General features: G+C 59.9%; 19 protein-coding genes and 1 tRNA gene. 10 read left to right on the top strand and 10 right to left on the bottom strand.

The window, feature by feature from the left end:
* Position 1 precedes the first annotated feature (1 nt).
* From ED21_RS02105 to ED21_RS02090, 4 genes are all read left to right on the top strand, one after another.
* Positions 2–469, top strand: a complete 468-nt coding sequence (locus ED21_RS02105) for a DUF1178 family protein (RefSeq protein WP_006832165.1) — start codon at positions 2–4, stop codon at positions 467–469.
* A 39-nt stretch (positions 470–508) separates the two neighbouring features.
* A tRNA-Arg gene (locus ED21_RS02100) sits at positions 509–585 on the top strand.
* Positions 586–835: 250 nt separating this feature from the next.
* Entirely contained in the window at positions 836–1927 is a 1092-nt protein-coding gene (locus ED21_RS14980; protein WP_083800353.1) for a site-specific integrase, read from the top strand.
* 100 nt (positions 1928–2027) lie between these two features.
* The gene (locus ED21_RS02090; RefSeq protein ID WP_034920981.1) at positions 2028–3728 is read left to right on the top strand and encodes a DUF262 domain-containing protein; all 1701 of its coding nucleotides are present in this window, start codon (positions 2028–2030) and stop codon (positions 3726–3728) included.
* A gap of 307 nt (positions 3729–4035) precedes the next feature.
* Here ED21_RS02090 and ED21_RS02085 read toward each other — a convergent pair whose 3' ends face one another.
* The 5 genes from ED21_RS02085 to hppD all read right to left on the bottom strand — a co-directional run bounded on the left by ED21_RS02085 (position 4036) and on the right by hppD (position 8843).
* Positions 4036–5211: an MFS transporter gene (locus ED21_RS02085; RefSeq protein ID WP_006832162.1), complete on the bottom strand. Its 1176-nt coding sequence runs from the start codon at positions 5209–5211 to the stop codon at positions 4036–4038.
* Positions 5208–6122, bottom strand: coding sequence for a haloalkane dehalogenase (locus ED21_RS02080; RefSeq protein ID WP_006832161.1), 915 nt, complete (start codon positions 6120–6122; stop codon positions 5208–5210). Before ED21_RS02080 ends, ED21_RS02085 begins: the two co-directional genes overlap by 4 nt.
* Before the next feature lie 75 nt (positions 6123–6197).
* Positions 6198–7076 (bottom strand): mechanosensitive ion channel family protein, encoded by an 879-nt coding sequence (locus tag ED21_RS02075; RefSeq protein WP_006832160.1) that lies wholly within the window; start codon positions 7074–7076, stop codon positions 6198–6200.
* 76 nt (positions 7077–7152) lie between these two features.
* Positions 7153–7725 carry a VOC family protein gene (locus ED21_RS02070; RefSeq protein WP_006832159.1) on the bottom strand — a complete coding sequence of 191 codons (573 nt, stop codon included), beginning with the start codon at positions 7723–7725 and terminating at the stop codon, positions 7153–7155.
* Complete coding sequence (gene hppD / locus ED21_RS02065; protein WP_006832158.1) at positions 7722–8843, bottom strand: 4-hydroxyphenylpyruvate dioxygenase; 1122 nt, start codon at positions 8841–8843, stop codon at positions 7722–7724. The genes ED21_RS02070 and hppD overlap by 4 nt, the downstream gene beginning before the upstream one ends.
* A gap of 205 nt (positions 8844–9048) precedes the next feature.
* Here hppD and ED21_RS02060 point away from each other — a divergent pair, with 205 nt between their 5' ends.
* The 3 genes from ED21_RS02060 (at position 9049) to ED21_RS02050 (ending at position 11938) form a co-directional block, all read left to right on the top strand.
* On the top strand, positions 9049–9336 hold the full coding sequence (locus tag ED21_RS02060) for a septum formation initiator family protein (protein WP_233995687.1): 288 nt from the start codon (positions 9049–9051) through the stop codon (positions 9334–9336).
* A gap of 136 nt (positions 9337–9472) precedes the next feature.
* Positions 9473–10543 (top strand): pyruvate dehydrogenase (acetyl-transferring) E1 component subunit alpha, encoded by a 1071-nt coding sequence (gene pdhA, locus ED21_RS02055; RefSeq protein ID WP_006832156.1) that lies wholly within the window; start codon positions 9473–9475, stop codon positions 10541–10543.
* A gap of 3 nt (positions 10544–10546) precedes the next feature.
* Positions 10547–11938 carry a pyruvate dehydrogenase complex E1 component subunit beta gene (locus tag ED21_RS02050; RefSeq protein WP_006832155.1) on the top strand — a complete coding sequence of 464 codons (1392 nt, stop codon included), beginning with the start codon at positions 10547–10549 and terminating at the stop codon, positions 11936–11938.
* A gap of 80 nt (positions 11939–12018) precedes the next feature.
* Here ED21_RS02050 and ED21_RS14595 read toward each other — a convergent pair whose 3' ends face one another.
* From ED21_RS14595 to ED21_RS14590, 3 genes are read right to left on the bottom strand one after another with little or no spacing between them, the layout of a single operon-like run.
* On the bottom strand, positions 12019–12453 hold the full coding sequence (locus ED21_RS14595) for a TadE/TadG family type IV pilus assembly protein (RefSeq protein ID WP_006832154.1): 435 nt from the start codon (positions 12451–12453) through the stop codon (positions 12019–12021).
* Complete coding sequence (locus ED21_RS02040) at positions 12450–12911, bottom strand: TadE/TadG family type IV pilus assembly protein (protein ID WP_006832153.1); 462 nt, start codon at positions 12909–12911, stop codon at positions 12450–12452. The genes ED21_RS14595 and ED21_RS02040 overlap by 4 nt, the downstream gene beginning before the upstream one ends.
* Complete coding sequence (locus ED21_RS14590; protein ID WP_006832152.1) at positions 12908–14494, bottom strand: TadE/TadG family type IV pilus assembly protein; 1587 nt, start codon at positions 14492–14494, stop codon at positions 12908–12910. The genes ED21_RS02040 and ED21_RS14590 overlap by 4 nt, the downstream gene beginning before the upstream one ends.
* Positions 14495–14610: 116 nt before the next feature.
* Between ED21_RS14590 and ED21_RS14585 the strand changes: the two genes are divergently transcribed.
* Together ED21_RS14585 and ED21_RS02025 are read left to right on the top strand one after the other, a co-directional pair.
* Positions 14611–15288 (top strand): hypothetical protein, encoded by a 678-nt coding sequence (locus tag ED21_RS14585; RefSeq protein ID WP_006832151.1) that lies wholly within the window; start codon positions 14611–14613, stop codon positions 15286–15288.
* A 38-nt stretch (positions 15289–15326) separates the two neighbouring features.
* Entirely contained in the window at positions 15327–15794 is a 468-nt protein-coding gene (locus tag ED21_RS02025) for a hypothetical protein (protein WP_006832150.1), read from the top strand.
* On the opposite strand, the gene trmFO is transcribed toward ED21_RS02025, so the two are convergent.
* Positions 15795–17162 (bottom strand): methylenetetrahydrofolate--tRNA-(uracil(54)-C(5))-methyltransferase (FADH(2)-oxidizing) TrmFO, encoded by a 1368-nt coding sequence (trmFO, locus tag ED21_RS02020; RefSeq protein ID WP_034921208.1) that lies wholly within the window; start codon positions 17160–17162, stop codon positions 15795–15797.
* A gap of 55 nt (positions 17163–17217) precedes the next feature.
* Between trmFO and ED21_RS02015 the strand changes: the two genes are divergently transcribed.
* Positions 17218–17874, top strand: a complete 657-nt coding sequence (locus ED21_RS02015; protein WP_006832148.1) for a lysoplasmalogenase — start codon at positions 17218–17220, stop codon at positions 17872–17874.
* Positions 17875–17892: 18 nt separating this feature from the next.
* Here the strand turns inward: ED21_RS02015 and gyrA are convergent, their stop codons facing one another.
* Positions 17893–20733: a DNA gyrase subunit A gene (gyrA, locus tag ED21_RS02010; protein ID WP_006832147.1), complete on the bottom strand. Its 2841-nt coding sequence runs from the start codon at positions 20731–20733 to the stop codon at positions 17893–17895.
* Positions 20734–20911 lie beyond the last annotated feature (178 nt).

The following is a 20911-nucleotide window of genomic DNA, read 5'->3' as shown; positions in this document are numbered from 1 at the left end:
GATGATCGTCTACGACCTCCATTGCGACAACGGCCACCGTTTCGAAGGCTGGTTCGGCTCGTCGGCCGACTACGACAGCCAGCAGGCGCGCGGCCTCGTCGACTGCCCGGAATGCGGCAGCAAGACTGTGGGCAAGGCGCCGATGGCTCCCGCTGTTCCGGCGAAGAGTAATACCGTGGAGGCAAAAGCTCCTTCTGCGAAGGAAACCCAGCTCTCCAACGCGCCCATGCCGCCCGAGGTGGAAAAAGCGCTTAAGCAGTTGGCAAAAGCGCAGGCCAAGGCCTTGAAAAGCAGCACCTATGTCGGCGAGAAGTTCGCCGACGAAGCGCGCTCGCAGTACTACGGCGAAAAGGCTGAATCCCCGATTCACGGTAAGGCCACCCGCAAGGAAGCCGAGGACCTTGCAGAGGAGGGCATTTCCGTCGCTCCGATCCTTTTCCCGATCGCCGAGCCCGACGAACTCAACTGATTGTCACCAGACTTCAAGGCGCTATACAGCGTTCCGGCGGCGCCCGTAGCTCAGTCGGATAGAGCACCAGATTCCTAATCTGGGGGCCACAGGTTCGAATCCTGTCGGGCGCACCAATAAAAACCTTGGTTTTTCAACATATTGTGGTCCCAGATAATTTAGCTGAAGACCACTCGCGAAATTCATCTAAGCGCATTTAGCGTCTCTAGAGCCCACTAATCTCCACGAATTTCACACGAATTCTCTTGCTATGTTTTGTCCGTGATTCTTCTTGAGGAGCGGTTTCGACGAAGCTAGGTTAGAGGGCATTCTCAACATTCAACATTCTCATTCTCAGTTTCCCCCTGATCGAGAGAGGATGTTGCAATGCACCAGAAAGCCCCATTCGGCTTACATATTCCCAAGAACGGACGCACCTACGTCTACGACTTCAATGTAGACGGAATAAGGTACAAACGGTCCACTGGTAAGACCAACTTACGAGAAGCGACCCGGGTAGCATCAGAGGCTCGTGCCTTTGCAGAGCTCCAAGGCCCCCACAAAATTCGTCCTAAGCCGAAAATTACTTTAGACTCTGCTTTTGCCCGGTACTTCGAAGAACATAGTCCGGATATCGCACGCCCGCCTGAACTCCTTACGCGACTGGAGCGCCTGGCAAAGCGATTAGGATCAGATCGGACAATCTGTAGCCTCACACACGATGATTTGCTTCGTTACCAGGCTACCCGACGCAAAGAAGTAGCAAATCGAACCGTGAACTCGGACATTCTCGATACTCTTCGCCCCATTTACAAACGTGCTCGGAGCTGGGGAGTTGAGGTTGGCCCATTGGGCCAGAGCGATTTTCCGTGGGGCGAACTAAAATTGCGTGTACCACGACCGCGAGTTCGCTGGCTGACGCGAAACGAAAAGGCGCGGCTGTATATCTCAATCAGCAAAGATTACCGGCCTCTAGTCAAGTTCGCGCTACTCTCTGCGCTTCGAGCAAACGCGATGCTCATTAAGAAAGATCAAATCGACTTCGAGAAGGGTCTTATAATCTACGACAAGAAGAGCAAATTCGAGAACGATTTTGGCTTCATACCGATTACCGAAGACGTGGAGCGCCTGTTGCGCAACGAGTTACGGAAGTCACCATCTGATTGTGAGCACGTCTTCACATTTCGAGCGAAACGGACGTTCAATGGCAAGGTCCGAGGCCGACGATACCCAATCACCTATGAGGGTTTCAAAAGTGAAATGGGACGTGCGGTGCAGCGGGCTGGGTTAAAGGATTGGCGGCGTATCCACGATCTGCGTCACACTGCGGCAACGGAGTTGCTTCGAGCCAGCAAAGATCTAACCGCAACTCGAGATCTCCTCGGTCACTCAGATGTTTCACAAACTGAGCGTTACGCACACGTGATCAGCGACGACGTTCGAAAGGCGATGGAAGCGCGCAGCCGCGCTCGTCGGTAGCGAATTTCCTTAGACTGTCCCCAGACGCATCCTCCAACCTACTTGATTTCACTGAATAATAGCGGAATTAAGTCTGGGTTGGAGGAACGGGGCAAGCACCTTGAAAATTGAATCAAAAGACATTCGAGTAGAAGCTCTTTTCAAGGGCAACACATTCATCATTCCGCGATTGCAGCGACCTTACAACTGGGAATCTGACCACCTCCAAGAGTTCTGGAGCGACGTTGTTGATAGCATTGGTGACAGTTACTTCATCGGTTCTATGGTCGTTTATACGAAGGGCAGGGGAAGCCTCGCAGTAGTCGATGGTCAACAGCGAATAACTACGATCACAATCCTACTCTGTGCGATCAGAGAGGCTTACAAAATGCTGGAAGCCCCACAGTTGGCCGACGGCATCCAATCGTACGTGGAGCAACGCGACCGCGATAACGAAATCGTTTATGTATTAGAGACTGAAACCTCTTATCCCTACCTTCAAGAAGAGGTCTTAAAGAGCGACCCATCTGAAATCGACTGCCAAATTGGTCGGGAAGAAGAGAGAATAGAACAAGCTTTTCGTCTATTCCGTAGAAACATAACCGATAAGCTGGCGGAATTTATTTCCAATGTCGAACAAACGCCGGAGCAGAACAACGAAGACTCCATTGCTTGGCTTTCGAAGTTGCGTGACACTATCCTCGATTTGAATCTAATATTGGTTCAGCTCGATGACGAGGATGATGCCTATCTAATTTTTGAGACATTGAATACGCGCGGGAAAGACCTCGAGCTTTTCGATTTGTTGCGTAATCATTTTACCAAGTATCTAAAGCCAACGGGTGTAACCGATCCTCCTATCCATAAGCTGCGCGAGATTCATGAGACGATCGAAAGCGCTCCTATGGAGCTCGATGTGGACCAATTCATTGTCCATTCTTGGCAATCTCGTTACGACTTCGTCACCAAAGCAAAGACATTCCAAAAGGCAAAAGTCGCCATTAAGGAGAGTAATGCAAGGCCGCATTTGAATAGATTATTGAGCGATGCAGGCCAGTGGCGCTCTATATTCGATATTGAATACCAATGGCATTCAAAGAAAGAGAAGGATGTCATTCGCTCACTGAGCGCTTTGCATATATTTAAAGTCGTGCAGCCCACGCCTGGATTGCTTTCACTGATCCGCAGCTATCGTGACGGACATATTAAATATCGTACACTTCGAGACGCAATCCGAGATATCGAGTATTTTCACTTTTCCTTCAACGCGGTGACCTCCTCTCGTTCGTCAGGCGGTATATCCGGTATGTATGCATCACTAGGTCAGAATATTTTTCGGGCTCAGAGTGATAGCGCGAAGATTGGAAGACTTATCGCTGAGCACAGAGAGAAGCTGCGCTTCAGAGAGGTGCCAGCGGTGGAGTTCGATGCTGGTTTCGAGCAAATTTTTTATACGAAAACCAAGTCTGCCAAGAAGGCTTTGGTTAGGTACATTTTGCTGAAACTTGCCAAGCACGAAGGGCATCAATTCCAAGGGGAAACTGATGATCTGACCATCGAGCACCTTGTTCCCCAAGCAGCCATCGGTGCAGGTTATTCAGAGGAGGAAGTAGGACAGCTTGGGAATCTCATTCTGATCGACAGTGAGACGAATGGCATGCTGAGCTCCAATCGTTTCGCAGATAAAAAGCGGATCCTAGAATCGCGCGGCTACAGATTGCCCGAGCAGCTAGCTGGGGCGGAAGAATTGACCCCGAAATTGCTTAGATCAAACACTCTACGGCTCGCTGAAATCGCAAGAGAACAGGTTTGGAAAGTCTGAGATTAGATCTGAGGTGCTTGGCTCCCTAGCTTCATTAAACCTCCGCAAGCACCTCCATAATCCCCGAATTTCACACGAATTTTTTCGTCTAGTTACCTCAAGTCTTTGTGCTGGATTTAGAATTCCACCGCTCCACGTCGGCTTCCTAATCTGGGGGCCACAGGTTCGAATCCTGTCGGGCGCACCACACGAGGCTGTCCTGCGATGGGCCGCCTCGTGTGGTTTGCCCATTCAGGCTCGTGCCTGGTTCCGAGTCGCAGCGAAGCGAAGACGGCGCCGAAGGCGCCAATCCTGTCGGGGACGCCACCTACTTTCCTTTCTTGACGGCCACCCAGCACAGCCCGGTCAGCAGCGCCGAAGAGGCCGTGAGCGCGATGCAGACGCCGGCCCAGCCGAAACCGTCGTAGACCGCCGTTCCCCCGAAGCTCCCGATACCGCCTCCGATGAACATCAGGACGATATAGACCGTCGTCAGCCGGGTCCGGAGATCAGGTTCGAGCGAGAGAAATGTCATGCGGCCCGTCACGTCGATCCCGGGGCCGACGAGGTTTACGATGACGAGGGGGACGATTATCCCCCAGAGCGATCCTCCAAGCGGCCAGAAGAGCGCGATGCCCACCAGCTGGATGCAGGCGAAGACGAACCGCGCGCGCCGGGCGCCAATCCGGTCGGCCCAGCGGCCGAGGCGCGGAGTGGACAGAATGCTCACCGCCGCAATGGCGGCAAGATAGCCGACGACGTCCGTCCCATAGCCAAGCGGAGGAGCCGTCAGATAAAGCGCCAGCGCCAGCCACAGCGCGATGAATTGCGCGAAATTGAGCGCCTGGATCGCGCCGGATAGCAGAACTTCGCGATGGCGGCGCGCCAGGGCGAAGACCGAGAAGACGAGCGCCCAGTAGCTCTCGCCACCGCGGTCTCGCTCGCCGCCTTCCATCAGGCGGGGCAGGGCGAGGGTGACGGTGAGCATCAGCCCGGAGGCAATCCAGTAGACGAGGCGCCATCCGTAATGCTCGGCCACCCAACCGGCACCGACCCGCGCGATGAGGATGCCGAGGATTACTCCGGCGGTCAGCAGCGCCGTGACATGGCCGAGCCGCTCCGGCGCGACCCGCTTCGAGGCATAGGCGGGAAGGAGGTAGGGCGCGATGGTGAAGAAGCCGAGCAGCGTCGATCCCGCCGTGAAACCGACGAAGCTTTGGGCGAGTGTCATGATGGCCAACGAGAGCGTCTGCCCGCTGGCGAACATGATCGTCAGGCGGCGGTTCGAGTAGCGGTCACCCAGCGGCAGCAGCAGTAGGATGCCCACGGCGAGCGCGATCTGGTTCAACGCCGGAACCAGTCCGATCCGCGCCTCGCTTACCCCGAAATGGGTCGCGACATCGCCGATGATCGGGTGGATGTAATAGGCGTTCGCCGTCACCACCGCGGCGGCAAAGGCGAGCGAATATTCCTGTGTCGCGGTCAGCCGCGAGGCTGTGGTCACGCGAGGTGGCCTGCCTTGCGCGCCATGTCGATCACGCCCTGCGCCAGCGCTTCGGGCTGATCTTCCTGGCAGAAATGGCCGCAGGGGCTGAGTGTGCGATGGTCGATCCCGGCGGCGCCTGCGATCCGCTCGATCAGGAATTTCTCGCTGCCCTTGGTGATCGGGTCCTCGTCGCCGAACAGCGTGAGGAACGGCTTGTCGAAAGCGGCCAGAGCTGGCCAGGCGGCCTTGTTCTCGGCCACGCCCGACATCCCGTCCTCGACCGGCACGAGCGAAGGAAAGGCGCGGGCTGCGGCTTTCGAAGGTTCGTCGGGGAAGGGCGCGTCATAGGCCGCGATTTCGGCCTCGGTGAGCGGCGTCTGGGTGGCGCGGTCGAGCAGCGGACCGATGCGGAAATCGGGCGAGGAGCGCGCAAAGTCGCGCCAGGCGAGGAAGGCCTGTGAGGGCGTGCCGCCAGCAGGCAGAAAGGTGTTGCTGGCGACGACGCAGGCGAAGAGATCGGGATCGTGCGCCACCATGCACAGCCCCAGCAATCCGCCCCAGTCCTGGCAAAAGAGGGCCGCAGGACGCGGTTCGACCGCGCTGCGCCATTGCTTGAGCCAGTCGACATGGCGCTCATAGGTGAAGAAAGCGATGTCGTCCGGCTTGTCGCTCTTGCCGAAACCGATGAGGTCGGGTGCAAGCACCCGGATGCCCGCATCGGCAAGGATCGGGATCATCTTGCGATAGAGGAAAGACCAGCTTGGCTCGCCATGGAACAGGAGGACGGGCGGCGCGCCCTTGTCGCCCTCATCAACATAGTGCTGACACGCAGTCTGCCCGTTGCCGAGATCGACTTCGAACCAGTGCTCCGCAAAGGGATAGTCGGGAATATCGGCAAAGCGCTCTGCCGGTGTGCGAAGGATTTCCATGGCCGTCTCTCCCCGGATGCACGGGAGGACAGGTGGGCAGAAGCCGCGCGCGATTCCCGTTTCTGTTTGCAACGCTTAGGGCGTGCGCTTGCTGCTGTCACCCAGCTGGCTGACCGGCACCGTTTCCTTGAAGGTGTGGGTGACATAGGGGAAGGGGATCTCGATCCCGGCCTCGTCCAGCGCAGCCTTGATGGCGCGCACTACCTTGTCCTTGCTTTCCCATCCCGAGCGGGGTGCGGAACCGGCCCACCAGCGCACGAGGAAATCGACCGAACTGGAGTTAAACTCCTGCGCGAAGATGTCGATGCCCTTGCTGGCCAGCACATCGTCGACATTCTCCACCGCGCGGCGGATCACGTCGGCGGCGTGATCGAGGTTGGTATCGTAGGAGACGCCGACCACCACATCGTGTCGGCGCTGTTCGACATCGGTCAGGATTTCGACCGGGTTCTTGAACAGGATCGAGTTGGGCACCACGCTGAGTTCGCCGGAAAGCTTGCGGACATGCGTTTCGCGCAGGGTAATATGCTCCACCTTGCCCGAAATACCCTCACACTCGATGATGTCGCCGATCTGCATCTTTTCGCGCAACATGATTAGGATGCCGGCGAAGAAATTCTCGAAGATGTCCTGGAAGGCAAAACCGATGGCGACTGCGCCGATGCCGAGGCCTGCGAGAAGGCTGGCGGGCGTCAGGTCGGGCATGACCACGACGGCCGCGATGAAGAGGCCAAGCACCCAGATGGTTAGCCGCACCGCCGTATCGACAAGTGCCTTGAGGCTCGTACGAATTTCGGTCCGGCCGACGATCATGTCGGAAATGCGCACGGCAAAACGGGCAACGATCCATGTCAGCAGGACAATGAACAGCGCGATCGCGATACTGGGGAGGGTTTCGATGAACCCTTCCCCCATGGATTGCAGCTGTTCTCGCAAGGTCTGGATGTAATTCACGCACGGCTCCCTTTGCGGGGCAACGGTGTGCCCCGCAGCAGGTTCCGAAATAGCGGAAAAGTGCCGTTAGCGGGCGTTAACCCTGACCGTGTTCCTTGCGGGCCAGCTCGTGCAGCCAGTCGGCATGGCGCGGTGCCTTTTTGGTCTCGCTCCATTCTTCCAGCATCAAGGGGGCCACGCGCTTGAGTTCCGCATACTGCTCGTCGGTGCCGATGTCGGTGGCGAGTTCTACGCGGTGGCCGTTCGGGTCGAAGAAATAGATCGACTTGAAGATGCCATGATGGGTCGGACCGAGGACGTCGATGCCGAGGCTCTCGACGTGTTCCTTGGCAGCCACGAGTCCCTCTTCGCTATCGACCTTGAAAGCGAGGTGCTGGACCCACTGGGGGGTATTCTCGTCGCGGCCCATGTCCTTCTGGTTGGGCAGTTCGAAGAAGGCGAGGATGTTGCCGTTACCCGCGTCCAGGAAGACGTGCATATAGGGGTCGTATTCCCCGGTGGACGGCACGTGGTCCTCGGCGAATGCGGTGGTGTAGTCCATGCCCAGGACCTTACCGTACCACTCGACGGTCTCTTTGGCGTCCTTGCAGCGGTAGGCGGCGTGGTGGACGCCGCCCAGTTTTACGGGGTGTGCGGCAGCCTCGCTCATTCGGCCGGCTCCGTCTCGACCGAATTGGCATCTTCGACGCTCAGCACGCCGCGCTTGACCTGGTCGCGTTCCATGCTTTCGAACAGCGCTTTGAAATTGCCTTCACCGAAGCCTTCATCACCCTTGCGCTGGATGAATTCGAAGAACACCGGACCGACCTGCGCCTCTGCGAAAATCTGGAGCAGCAGGCGGGGGCTGCCGCCTTCGGTCGTACCGTCGAGGAGGATGCCGCGCATCTTCAGTTCGTCGACCGGCTCGCCATGGTCAGGCAGGCGCTCTTCGAGCATTTCGTAATAGGTCTCGGGCGGGGCGGTCATAAAGGGGACGCCGCGATCCTTGAGGTTGTCCCAGCACTTGACCAGATCGTCGCAGATCAGCGCAATGTGCTGGATGCCTTCGCCGTTGAACTCCTTGAGGAACTCCTCGATCTGGCCCTTGCCGCCTTCGCCTTCTTCGTTGAGCGGGATGCGGATCTTGCCGTCGGGTGCGGTGAGCGCCTTGGAAGTGAGGCCCGTATATTCGCCTTTGATGTCGAAGAAGCGGATTTCGCGGAAGTTGAAGAGCGTCTCGTAATAGTCCGCCCAGTACTTCATGCGGCCGTTGTAGACGTTGTGCGTGAGGTGATCGATCACGTTGAAGCCCGCGCCGACCGGCCATTTTTCCACGCCGTCGAGATATTCGAAGTCGATGTCGTAGATCGACAGGCCGTCTTCGCCTTGTTCGGCATAGCGGTCGATCAGATAGACGATCGCGCCGCCGATCCCGCGGATCGCGGGGATGCGCAGCTCCATCGGGCCGGTTTCGACCGCCACGGGTTCTGCGCCGCGCTCGAGCAGTTCATCATAAGCCTTCTTCGCATCGCGGACGCGGAAGCCCATCCCGCAGGCCGAGGGGCCGTGTTCGCGAGCGAAATACCAGGCGGCGCTGCGCGGCTCGTAGTTGAGGATGAGGTTGATCCCGCCCTGGCGCCAGAGATCGACGTCCTTGGAGCGGTGCGTGGCGACATGCGTGAAGCCCATGGCTTCGAAAACCGGCTCGATAGTGCCTTTCTTGGGGGCACAGAATTCAACGAATTCAAAGCCGTCGAGACCGATGGGGTTTTCGAAAAGATCGGGCATGGAAATCCTCTGGGAGCTATATAGTTTCAATGGAAACCAAATACGTCTTGGCGCTGGTACTGTCAAGGTTCCAACGGAGTGGCCAAGCGCGCGGTTCCAAGCCCGACATCGCTTCAACCCGCCGCATTCGCCGTGAATTCTCCTTGCGCGACACGGTTAACTGTGATTCTGTGCTTCCATGAGGCGGGCTGGCAGAATCGACATCATGCGCAAGCAGAAGACGACGCAGAATGCGGCGCTTCTGGTGCTGCTCGTGCTCGGGGGGCTTGCCGTTGCCGGACCTTCGGGCCTTCTCGCATGGAGCGAGAACCTGCGCCTTCTGGACCAGCGCGAGGCGCAGCTCGAGGCCTTGCAGAAGGAACGCGCCGCGCTCCAGAACAAGGTCGCGCTGCTCCATCCCGACCACGCCGATCCGGACATGGTGGGCGAATTGCTGCGAAGCCAGCTCAATGTCGTGCACCCCGACGAAGTCGTCATCAAGCTGGAAGATTGATCCGGCGCGAGGGCCGGAACCCCCGCTTTTCCGTAAGGTTTTCGTATGCAGGCGCCGCGCCGTGTTGCGCTGCCCGTGACGCTGTGCCTATAGGCGCTGCGAGAGAATTCCCCGACAGGAAAAGGGACGACACGTTTTGGCCAAGGCCCCCACGAAAACAGCCCCGCATAGCCCGGCGGAAAACCCCGATTTCGCGCTTCATTCCCTCCAGGAAGAGCTGGAAGCCAAGAAGCGATACGATGCGACGGACGACCAGCTGCGCGACTTCTACGAGCAGATGCTGCTCATTCGCCGCTTCGAGGAACGCGCCGGCCAGCTGTACGGGCTCGGCCTGATCGGCGGCTTCTGCCACCTCTACATCGGGCAGGAAGCCGTCGCAGTCGGCCTCCAATCGGCACTGACCGAACAACTCGACAGCGTGATCACTGGCTACCGCGATCACGGGCACATGCTCGCCTACGGTATCGATCCCAAGGTCATCATGGCCGAGCTCACCGGCCGCGAAGCAGGTATCTCGAAGGGCAAGGGCGGGTCGATGCACATGTTCTCGACCGAGCATAAGTTCTACGGCGGCCACGGCATCGTCGGTGCGCAGGTCGCGCTCGGCGGCGGGCTGGCGCTCGCGCATCAGTACAACGAGGACGGCGGCCTCTGCCTCGCCTATTTCGGCGACGGCGCGGCCAACCAAGGCCAGGTCTACGAGACCTTCAACATGGCTTCCCTCTGGAAGCTGCCGATCGTCTTCGTGATTGAGAACAACCAGTACGCCATGGGCACGGCGGTCAGCCGCAGCTCGGCCGAAACCGAATTCTACCGCCGCGGCACCGCGTTCCGCATCCCAGGCATGAAGGTCAACGGCATGGACGTGCTCGAAGTGCGCCAGGCTGCCGAGATCGCATTCAAGCACGTACGCGAAGGTCGCGGCCCAGTATTGATGGAATGCGAGACCTACCGCTATCGCGGCCACTCCATGTCCGATCCGGCCAAGTACCGCACGCGCGAGGAAGTGCAGGACGTCAAGGAACACAAGGACCCCATCGAGGCGGTGAAAAAGATCCTGATCGAACAGGGCAATAGCGAGGACGACTTGAAAGCCATCGACAAGGGCATCCGTAAGGTGGTGAGCGAAGCGGCGGACTTTGCCGAAAACTCGCCCGAACCGGATCCGAGCGAACTCTACACCGATGTCCTGGTGGAGGAGTACTGAGCCATGGCTATCGAACTCAAGATGCCCGCGCTGTCGCCCACCATGGAAGAGGGCACGCTCGCCAAGTGGCTCAAGCAGGAAGGTGACACGATCGAGATCGGCGACATCATCGCCGAGATCGAGACCGACAAGGCGACGATGGAATTCGAAGCGGTCGACGAAGGCACGCTGGGCAAGATCCTCGTTGCCGAAGGGACCGAGAACGTCGCGGTCGGCACGGTGATCGCTATGCTGGCGGGCGAGGGCGAGGATGTCTCCGAGGCCGCGGCTGCCGCACCGGTCGACGATGTGCCGGGCGAGGGCAAGGATGTCGGTCGCCCCGAAGGATCGGGCGAGGGCAGCGAGGCGGAAATCGCCAAGCCGGCCAAGAAGTGGGGCGTCAAGGATCCCGAGATCCCGCACGGCACCAACATGGCAACCGTCACCGTTCGCGAAGCCCTGCGTGACGGCATGGCCGAAGAAATGCGCCGTGACGAGCGTGTCTTCGTGATGGGCGAGGAAGTCGCGCAGTACCAAGGTGCCTATAAGGTCACGCAGGGCCTGCTCGACGAATTCGGCCCCAAGCGCGTGATCGACACACCGATCACCGAGTACGGGTTCGCCGGCATCGGCACAGGCGCTGCCATGGGCGGCCTGCGCCCGATCGTCGAGTTCATGACCTTCAACTTCGCCATGCAGGCGATCGACCACATCATCAACTCGGCGGCGAAGACCAATTATATGTCCGGCGGCCAGATGCGTTGTCCGGTCGTGTTCCGCGGCCCCAACGCTGCCGCAAGCCGCGTGGGCGCGCAGCACAGCCAGAACTACGGGCCCTGGTACGCCAGCGTTCCCGGCCTCATCGTGATTGCGCCCTATGACGCGTCGGACGCCAAGGGCCTGATGAAGGCCGCGATCCGCTGCGAAGACCCGGTGGTCTTCCTCGAGAACGAGCTGGTCTACGGCCGCAGCTTCGAACTGCCCGAGCTTGACGACCATGTCCTGCCCATCGGCAAGGCGCGCATCGTGCGCGAGGGGGCGGACGTCACCATCGTCGCGTACTCGATTGCCGTCGGCCTTGCGCTGGAAGCGGCCGAGCAACTGGCGGACGAGGGCATCGACGCCGAGGTCATCGACCTTCGCACGCTGCGCCCGCTCGACAAGGAAACCGTGCTCGAAAGCCTCAAGAAGACCAACCGCATGGTCATCGCCGAGGAAGGCTGGCCGACCTGCTCGATTGCATCGGAAATCGTCGCGATCTGCATGGAAGACGGCTTCGACCACCTCGATGCGCCGGTCACCCGCGTGTGCGACGAAGATGTGCCGCTGCCCTATGCCGCCAATCTCGAAAAGCTGGCACTGATCGACACTCCGCGCATCGTGAAGGCGGTGAAGAAGGTCTGCTACCGCGACTGAGTGCGCTGCATGAGCCAACAAAAAGCCCGCCGCTGGACAATCCGGCGGCGGGTTTTTTCGTGTGGCTTGTCGCTATCCGATCATTCGTCGATCACGAAGATGGGGCGCTCGTAAGTCATCTGCTTGCTGGTGAAGTTGAAGAACGGGAGCACGTCGGGCGGCGTGTAGGAAATGAGCAGCGTCTTCTCATGCGTACCGTGAACGCGCGGTGTTGCGACCGGGGTAATTGTTGCTGTCACGCTGTTGTTCAGCAGATAGGGCGCTCCGGTCGCGATCGCCTTCGCCCTGTTTTCGATCGTCGTATCGTCGATCGTGTCCCCGTTCATATATTCGACCACGGCGTAGCGGGCCGTGTCCGAAGCGACACCACGGAGCGAATTGTACGCCTGCATGCTGATACCAATCTGGATCAAGCCGAAGAACAGGCCGAGAATGACCGGCGCGAGCAGTGCAAATTCGATAATGGCCGTGCCACGTTCGTCGCGGCGCAGGCGATGGAAAAGGGGCGCACTCATGAGATCTGTACCCTTCGCATGATGTCATAGCGGACCGTTCCGCCGACCCCGAATTCGGTCCAGATGGGGTCATAAGTATCCCAGATATTGATCTGGATGATCTCGGAGATAACCGCGCCGGTCGGACAGGAACTCTCATCGGCCTGGAGCGATGCGTCCGAGTTGCAGCGGTATTTTAACAACAGGCGCACTTTGCCGTCCGGCAGCCCGGTCGACGCCTCGATGATCTCCTCGATCGTATCGAGTTCTTCCTGGTCCTCCGGGAATGTTGCGAGCACAACGGCCGCCCCTTCGGCGATTGCAGCCTGGAGTTCGCTTTCGCGGGAGACGATGCGACTGGTCTCGAACCCGCCCAGCGCCATCAGCACGAGTACAGGGAGGACGATAGCGGTCTCGATCACGACCGAGCCATTTTCGTTGCGACGGATTGCCGCGAGCTTGCGAAGCATCCTGATCATAGCACCAGCCTCACGCGGGTGCGACCTTCGCCGACAACGATATCGTGCGTTTTGCCGGCAGGGCACAGGGTGGTCAGGTCGGCTGTACCGCTGATTTTAAGGGTTCTGGTCGCGACCATGAGACACTCGGCCGATGCACTCATGGTGCCAGCCATGTCCATGTCGCCATTGGGCATGTAGATGATACCGTTAAGATCGAAGGTCGCGTTACCGGTTATCTTGTTACCGGTGGTAGGAGGCGAGTTCGGATCTTGGAAAATCAGCATGTTCTCCATCTTTTCCGCGTCATCTGCGTCTACCCCGGCGGCAATAAGCTCGGTCACCGTCATGGGGGTAAGGTAGACCCCGCCGCCGCCGCTGATGTCCACGGTCGCGCCGTTTTTCAGCACGAACATGACACCGGTTCCGGTTACAGCAGTGCCGCCGTTCACCTTAAGCTGCCCACCGTCGATCACATAAACGCCGCCTGCAAGGTTCACATCGCAAGCTATGTCGAAGTCGGTGTACGTCCCGGGTAGCAGATCATTGGATCCAGACAGATCCACTTTATTGTAATAGCGGAAATAGGAGGTGGTAATGCGTTCGATGAAAATTTTGTCAGGGCCACTACCCGCAATCTGCGAAAGGTTTTCTGCCACCGGAGCCTGATTGTAGTCATTTGGTTCGCTCGTGAACATGGCGCCGACGTTCGTCGCGTAAGTGACATCATAAGCGCTTTCCGAGCCCGGTCCCGAATAGCTTATTGCTCCGGCGCTTTTGGCATCGTTCTTGTTCTTGCCGCGATAGTATTTGAAGGTGATCGCGTCGAGCTGCGCCTCGTCAGCCTGCCAATTCGCATCGGCCGAGCCGCAGGTCACGGTTCGCGGGGTCGCGTTGTCAGGTGGGGTCAATCCTTCCCACGGATCGACCATGTTGTCGTAGTTCTCGACAACCTCCGCATTAACGAAGGCTCCGGCACCGTCATTGATTGTGCCGCCGGCGACGACCCAGTTGATGTTTTGAGCCCCCGAACCGCCATTCGTAACGATCGCATTATCGGCATTCGATCGCGCGCCCACACCACATGCTGCGTCTACCGTCGGCCCGCCGTTGAACCACATCGTTCGCGTCGAACTCGGGTCTAGCGAATAGAGACAGGCAGTAAACTGCTTCTGCGTTTCCCAGGTTGCACGCGCTTGGACGGCGATGGTCATGCCTTCGTTGATCATGACCTTGGTAAAGGGCAATTGGGCGGACACCGTCGCATGCATGTAGACGGCACTATCGGGAGTGCCGTCAAAGGTCTGCAATTCGATAGAGTGGGTGAGCAGGTAGTCCTTCGTTTCCGAAAGGTTGATGTAGAATTCCTGCTTGGCGCGGGTCTTGTACTCCAGCCCCATATCGCCGTTGCCGCGCGACCAGGCGCCGGCCAGCGCCCCCTGATCGACCGCGTACTGGATCTCGCGCTTCCACATGTAATACTGCGCCATGTCGACACCGAGACCGGCCGATCCGAACAGGACCGGCGCGCCCATCGCAACGAGCATGAGAGCATTCCCGCTAGTGTCGGCCTGCAGCCGCTTCATCAGTTTGGTGAAGCCCATAATATCCAATACCTTCGAACGGTTCGATGCGAATGTGCCTTATAAAAGGCCGGTTCCTTTCCATTCATGTACCAAGAGTGGTTAAGAGGCCGTTTAGGTGGCGCTCGGGCCGGTCGGTGCTTGACAGCAACCGGCGCGGTCCCGAAGCCGCCTGCGTGAACGATACCGTCGATAACGAGCTTCCCGAATGGGCCGGTCTGGTGCTGGCATCCGCTTCGCCGCGCTTGCGTGGGTTGCTCGAAAGTGCGCTCCGGCTCGACGCGCGGCTCGGGCGCATATGCCTGACGGCGAGCGAACCGGCGCTTTCGCAGATCCGCCTCGCTTGGTGGCGCGACGAGCTCTCGCGCGAGCGGCCCGCCGAGGCTCAGATGCCGCCCGATCCCTTGCTCGCCTCGCTCTTGCGGGAGTGGGGCGATGACCGTTCTGCCCTAATCCGTCTGATCGACGGTTGGGAGGAGCTCATAGGAGATTTGCCACCTTCGGGTGCGGCTGCCGTCGGGTTCGCTGCCGGGCGGGAAGCGGTGTTTTCGCAGATAGCGGTGAGTTCGGGGGAAACCGCCAGCGCTTCCGACGCTGCAGCGCATGCAAGCGCATGGGCCCGCGCCGACCTCGCGGCCTTCGGATTGCCGTCGTCCGGGTCCATCCGCCCACTCCCGCGCCTGCCCAGAAGTCTGCGTCCGCTCGCAATGATTGGCGGCCTCGCCCGGCGCGCCCTGCAGCGCGGAGGCAAGGCCATGTTCGGGGACCGGTTCAGCCCCCTTGTCGCGCTAAGGCTTGGAATTTTCGGGACTTAGGCTAGGTAGGCTTCTCACGCAGGAGGGGAGCACTGCCAGTGAAAGCCTTTGTGATCGGTTCGTTCGTGACGCTGACCCTGCTCGGCGTGGGGCTATTCTGGTGGCAGGGGAGGGCCGAGGTCGAAGCGGCGGCACCGCCTCCAGATCCGATGGCCTTCGCGCCCGAACCCTTCGACCCCGACAAGCTGCCGATCACCGACCCGGGCGACATGGAAGGCCCCGCGCCGCCCGAAGCAAGCGAGCTGACGAAGGAGCAAAGCCGCTTTTTCCGGTATGACCGCAATCGCGACTGGCGCATCACGCGCAGCGAGATGCTCTCAAGCCGCTCCGATGCTTTTCGCAAGCTCGACAAGGACGGCAATAACCTCCTCACGTTCGAGGAATGGGCCGTGAACACTGTGAATAAGTTCGAGGGTGCCGATGCGAATGGCGACCGTGAATTGTCGCCCGGCGAGTTCGCGACCACCGCACCCAAGCCAAGGAAGAAACGCCGCTGCGCCTGCTGATTACGCCGGTATGGCCTCGAGAGTAGCCAACCATTCCCCGAACTCGATCTTGGCGCGCGAGGTATAGGCTTCCTTGCGCTGCTTCTTCTTTACCTCGTGAAGTGGCGGGAAGAGGCCGAAATTGACATTCATCGGCTGGAAGGTGTCAGCCTCCGCATCGCCCGTGATATGCGAGAGCAGCGCCCCGAAGGCGGTGGTACGCGGCGGAGGGGACCAGTCGTGGCCCGCAAGCTCGCTCGCCGCCATCATGCCCGCCATCAGCCCCACAGCGGAACTTTCGACATAGCCTTCGCAACCGGTGATCTGGCCGGCGAAGCGGATATGCTCGCCCCCGCGCAGGCGCAACTGGCGGTCGAGCACGAGCGGCGAATTGATGAAAGTGTTGCGATGCAGGCCGCCAAGGCGTGCAAATTCGGCGTTCTCCAGGCCCGGGATGGTGCGGAACAGCTCGATCTGCGCGCCGTATTTGAGCTTGGTCTGGAAGCCGACCATGTTCCACAGCGTGCCGAGCTTGTTGTCCTGGCGCAGCTGGACCACGGCGTAGGGCCAGCGTCCCTGCGGATGCTCCTCGCTCGTGTCGTAGGGGTTGTCGAGCCCGACACCTTTCATCGGACCGTAGCGTAGCGTTTCGACACCGCGCGCGGCCATGACCTCGATCGGCATGCAGCCATCGAAATAGGGTGTGTCGGCTTCCCATTCGCGGAATTCGGTCTTCTCTCCGTCCATCAGGCCTTGGTGGAAGGCGAGATACTGCTTCTTGGTCATGGGGCAGTTGATGTAATCGCCGTCTTCGTTCGAGGCTTCGGTCCGCTTGTTCCAGCGGCTCTGGATCCAGCACTTCGACATGTCGATGCTGTCGCGGTGGATGATGGGAGCGATGGCGTCGAAGAAGGCGAGGCGGTCCTGCCCGGTCGACTTCACGATGCTTTCGGCCAGCGACTGCGCAGTCAGGGGGCCGGTCGCGACGATGGTCGGGCCGGATGCGGGGAGGGCATCGACCTGCTCGCGCACGACGGTGACGTTGGGATGTTCGTCGAGCGTGCGCTGAACCTCGGCGGAGAAGACATCGCGGTCGACCGCCATGGCGCTTCCCGCCGGAACGCGCGCGACTTCACCGGCGCGCATAACCAGACTATCCAGGCGGCGCATTTCGTGGTGCAGCAGTCCGACCGCGTTCTTGTCGCTATCGTCCGAACGGAAGCTGTTCGAACATACGAGTTCGGCAAGGCCATCGGTCTGATGGGCTGGTGTCATCTCGCCGCTGCCGCGCATTTCGGACAGGCGCACCTTGAAGCCCCGCCGCGCGAGCTGCCAGGCCGCTTCGCTTCCCGCGAGACCGCCGCCGATGATGTGGATGTCGTGTGTCATATCGCGCGCCACCTAGTGCTTGCACCCGGCCCCTATCAAGGGAATAGACGCGAAGATGCCAAAACGCGCCCTTATCGATCACCGGCCCTACCTCCTGCTGAGCCTGTTGTTCGGCATCACCTATTTCTTCGTGATGGACGGAAAAGTAGGCGGCAGCTGGCTGGCCCTGTGGAAAGGGGCTGGCGTTGCCTTCCTCGCCATCTACGCCGCGCATCGGGGTAGGGGGCGGGACGGAGCTCTGATCACGATCATTATGACGCTCGGAGCGCTGGCCGATGTGGTGCTGGAATTCAGCTTCCTTGCCGGCGGAGCGATCTTCGCCGTGGGCCACATGGTCGCGATCTGGCTTTATATGACCAATCGCCGGGCCGATCCGACAAGTAGCCAGCTAGGAGCCGGGCTCGCGCTGCTCGTGCTGACGCCGGTTCTTGCGGGCATGCTAACCTATCCGCTCGACAACTGGATTCTCGCGGCTCTCTATGCCGCCATTGTGGGCGCCATGGCAGGCGCAGCCTGGACGAGCCGCTTCCCGCGCTACCGCGTCGGAGTGGGCGCTGTGCTGTTCGTGGTGAGCGACCTCGTCATCTTCGCTCGAGAGGCAGGGCACATGTCTCGCGGCATGGCCGAATGGCTGGTCTGGCCGCTCTATTACGGCGGCCAGTTCCTGATTGCGACCGGCGTTGTTCAGACCTTGCGCAAGGGCAAGGTCTGAACTGTTACCGGGAGGCTATCAGCCCCCCGGCTCGTCCTCGATGTTCTTATCGGAATGCGCCGTGGTGTAGGGCTCGGTCTTATTGAGGCCGCCGCGAGCGGCAATCTCGTCCTGCACCAGTTCCTCGGCCTGGTTTTCCGGTTCTTCGGTTTCGTCGATCAGTGCGGCACCGACGATCTGCTCGCCCTTCGCCACGTTGAAGATACGAACGCCCGAGGACCCGCGGCCAGAAATCGAGTAACCTTCGTGGTTCTCGAAACCGTTTTCGAGAAGGTAGCGGAAATTTATCGGCAGGCGGATCAGCTTCGCTTGGTCGGTGACCAGCATCAGTTGTGAACCGTGCTTGACCGGGAAGCTGGCGACCACCGTCCCGTTGCGGTCGGGGTTGCTGCTCGGCTCGCCGATGTTGGTCAGGCCCATGCCGCCGCGACCGATGGTGCGGTATTCATAGGCCGAGGAGATCTTGCCGTAACCGCGCGAGGTGAGGGTGAGGATGAACTCCTCCGCCTCGGCCATTTCCTCGACCTTTTCGGCATCAAGCGTATAATCGTTCTCGTTGTTCTTCCATTCGGCTGCGCGCAGATAAGCCTCGCGTACCTCGGTGTCGCGTTCGCCCGCATCGAGTACGGCCATCGAGACGACCTTCTGGCCTTCCTTGAGCTTCATGCCCCGCACGCCGATACCGGTGCGGCTCTTGGTTTCGCGCGCATCGGTGGCGGAGAAGCGGATCGCCTTGCCCGAATCCGAGGCTAGGAAAATCTCCTGGTCCTCGGTCAGCAATTCGACGCCGATAAGCCGGTCGCCGCTGTCTTCCACGAAGCCCATGGCGTATTTGCCGTTGCTGGGCACATTGGTGAATGCGTCCATCGAGTTGCGGCGAACCATGCCCTGCTCGGTGGCAAAGACGATGTTGAGCTTGGCCCACTCGGCCTCGTCCTCGGGGAGGGCGAGCACGTTGGTCACGCGTTCGTCGTCGCCCAAGGGCAGCAGGTTTACCATTGGGCGACCCTTGGTTTGCGGTCCGCCTTCGGGCAGCTTCCACACCTTCATGCGATAGACGCGGCCGGTATTCGTGAAGAAAAGCACAGGGTTGTGTGTCGAAGTTACAAACAGTTCTACGACGGCATCTTCGTCCTTTGTCGCCATGCCGCTGCGGCCCTTGCCGCCGCGGGCCTGCGCGCGGAAGGTATCGAGCGGGGTGCGCTTGATGTAGCCACCGTGGGTCACGGTCACGACCATTTCCTCGCGCTCGATCAGGTCTTCATCGTCGATCCCGTCCCAGGCCGGCGCAATTTCAGATACTCGCGGCGTGGCATAGGCGGCGCGGATCTCTTCCAGCTCGCCGCGCATGACACCGTAAAGCTTCACGCGGTCAGCGAGGATCGAGAGATATTCCTCGATCGAGAGCGAAAGTAGCTTGAGTTCGTCACCGATCTCGTCGCGGCCGAGCGCGGTCAGGCGATGCAGGCGCAGGTCGAGGATGGCCTTCACCTGACGTTCCGACAGGCGATAGGTGCCGCCGGTCTGCTCGTCGCTCGGTTCGATGGCTTCGACCAGCGCGATATATTGCGCGATATCGCCGATCGGCCATTCCTTGGCGAGCAGCCGAGCGCGCGCTTCCGCCGGGGTCGGCGCGCTGCGGATCATCGCCACCACCTCGTCAAGGTTCGAGACCGCAACGACGAGGCCAAGCAAGATGTGCGCCCGGTCGCGCGCTTTGTTCAGTTCGTACTTGGTGCGGCGGGTGATCACTTCCTCGCGGAAAGTGATGAAGGCCTGGATGAACTCGCGCAGCGTCAGGACTTCCGGACGGCCGCCGCTGATGGCGAGCATATTGGCCGGGAAGCTCGACTGGGCAGGGGTGTAGCGCCAGATCTGGTTGAGCACGACTTCGGCCGAGGCATCGCGCTTGAGGTCGACGACCACGCGAACGCCCTGACGGCTCGATTCGTCGCGAATATCCGAGATGCCCTCGATCCGCTTGTCCTTCGCCGCTTCGGCAATTTTCTCGACAAGCCCGCTTTTACCGACCTGGAAGGGAATGGATGTGAGGACGATGGACTTGCGATCGCCGCGTCTCTCTTCAATCTCGTGGCGCGCGCGCTGCAGGATCGAACCTCGCCCGGTGGTGTAGGCGGCGCGGGCGCCGGTCTTGCCGAGGATGAGCGGTGCGGTCGGGAAATCGGGGCCCGGGATGATCTCGAACAGTTCCTCGTTCGTAATCGCCGGGTTGTCCATATAGGCGAAGCAGCCGTCGATCACCTCGCCCAGATTGTGCGGCGGTATGTTCGTGGCCATGCCGACCGCGATGCCGCCTGCGCCGTTGACCAAGAGGTTCGGGAAACGTGCCGGAAGGACCGTCGGTTCGCGGCGCGATCCGTCGTAGTTGTCCGCAAAATCGACCGTATCCTTGTCGAGATCGTCGAGAAGCGAGTTGGCAACGCGGGCGAGACGCGCCTCGGTGTAACGCATGGAGGCCGGCGGATCGGGGTCCATCGAACCAAAGTTACCCTGACCGTCGATCAGGGGAACCCGCAGAGACCAGTTCTGCGTCATTCGGGCAAGCGCGTCGTAGATCGCAGCGTCGCCATGCGGGTGGTAGTTACCCATCACGTCGCCGACGATCTTGGCGCTCTTGCGGAACGGACGCCCCGCGACGAAACCGCCTTCGTTGCTGGCATACAGGATACGGCGGTGCACCGGCTTAAGGCCATCGCGCACATCGGGCAGCGCACGGCTCACGATCACGCTCATTGCGTAATCGAGATAGCTCGTCTTCATCTCCTCGACGATGTCGATGCGGGTATGTTCTTCGCCGCCCGGAACGGGGGTATCGATCGTGTCGATGTCGTCAGCCAAAACTCGGGTAATCCATATGCTGTTTCTGACAGGTATTCAGGCCGGTGAGCCTAGGCGAATTGCCCTTGCAGCGCCACCGATGGAGGGAACCAAAGCCGCAACCTGCGCGCTTTTTCCACATATGGGTATCGACCGGACCGCATGTAACCCTGAACGGTGGGACGAGGCGGTATTCAAT

Origin of the sequence: Erythrobacter sp. SD-21 (assembly GCF_000181515.1) — a bacterium.
In the GTDB taxonomy this organism is placed as follows: domain Bacteria; phylum Pseudomonadota; class Alphaproteobacteria; order Sphingomonadales; family Sphingomonadaceae; genus Qipengyuania.
The sequence above is the reverse complement of the archived record's forward strand: the minus strand, read 5'-3'. Positions and strand labels throughout refer to the sequence as shown.

Coding starts and splice junctions, on each gene's coding strand:
- ED21_RS02105 (WP_006832165.1), top strand. CDS start 2: ATGATCGTCTACGACCTCCATTGCGACAACGGCCACCGTTTCGAAGGC.
- ED21_RS14980 (WP_083800353.1), top strand. CDS start 836: ATGCACCAGAAAGCCCCATTCGGCTTACATATTCCCAAGAACGGACGC.
- ED21_RS02080 (WP_006832161.1), bottom strand. CDS start 6,122: ATGGAAATCCTTCGCACACCGGCAGAGCGCTTTGCCGATATTCCCGAC.
- ED21_RS02070 (WP_006832159.1), bottom strand. CDS start 7,725: ATGAGCGAGGCTGCCGCACACCCCGTAAAACTGGGCGGCGTCCACCAC.
- hppD (WP_006832158.1), bottom strand. CDS start 8,843: ATGCCCGATCTTTTCGAAAACCCCATCGGTCTCGACGGCTTTGAATTC.
- ED21_RS02060 (WP_233995687.1), top strand. CDS start 9,049: ATGCGCAAGCAGAAGACGACGCAGAATGCGGCGCTTCTGGTGCTGCTC.
- ED21_RS02050 (WP_006832155.1), top strand. CDS start 10,547: ATGGCTATCGAACTCAAGATGCCCGCGCTGTCGCCCACCATGGAAGAG.
- ED21_RS14595 (WP_006832154.1), bottom strand. CDS start 12,453: ATGAGTGCGCCCCTTTTCCATCGCCTGCGCCGCGACGAACGTGGCACG.
- ED21_RS02040 (WP_006832153.1), bottom strand. CDS start 12,911: ATGATCAGGATGCTTCGCAAGCTCGCGGCAATCCGTCGCAACGAAAAT.
- ED21_RS14590 (WP_006832152.1), bottom strand. CDS start 14,494: ATGGGCTTCACCAAACTGATGAAGCGGCTGCAGGCCGACACTAGCGGG.
- trmFO (WP_034921208.1), bottom strand. CDS start 17,162: ATGACACACGACATCCACATCATCGGCGGCGGTCTCGCGGGAAGCGAA.
- ED21_RS02015 (WP_006832148.1), top strand. CDS start 17,218: ATGCCAAAACGCGCCCTTATCGATCACCGGCCCTACCTCCTGCTGAGC.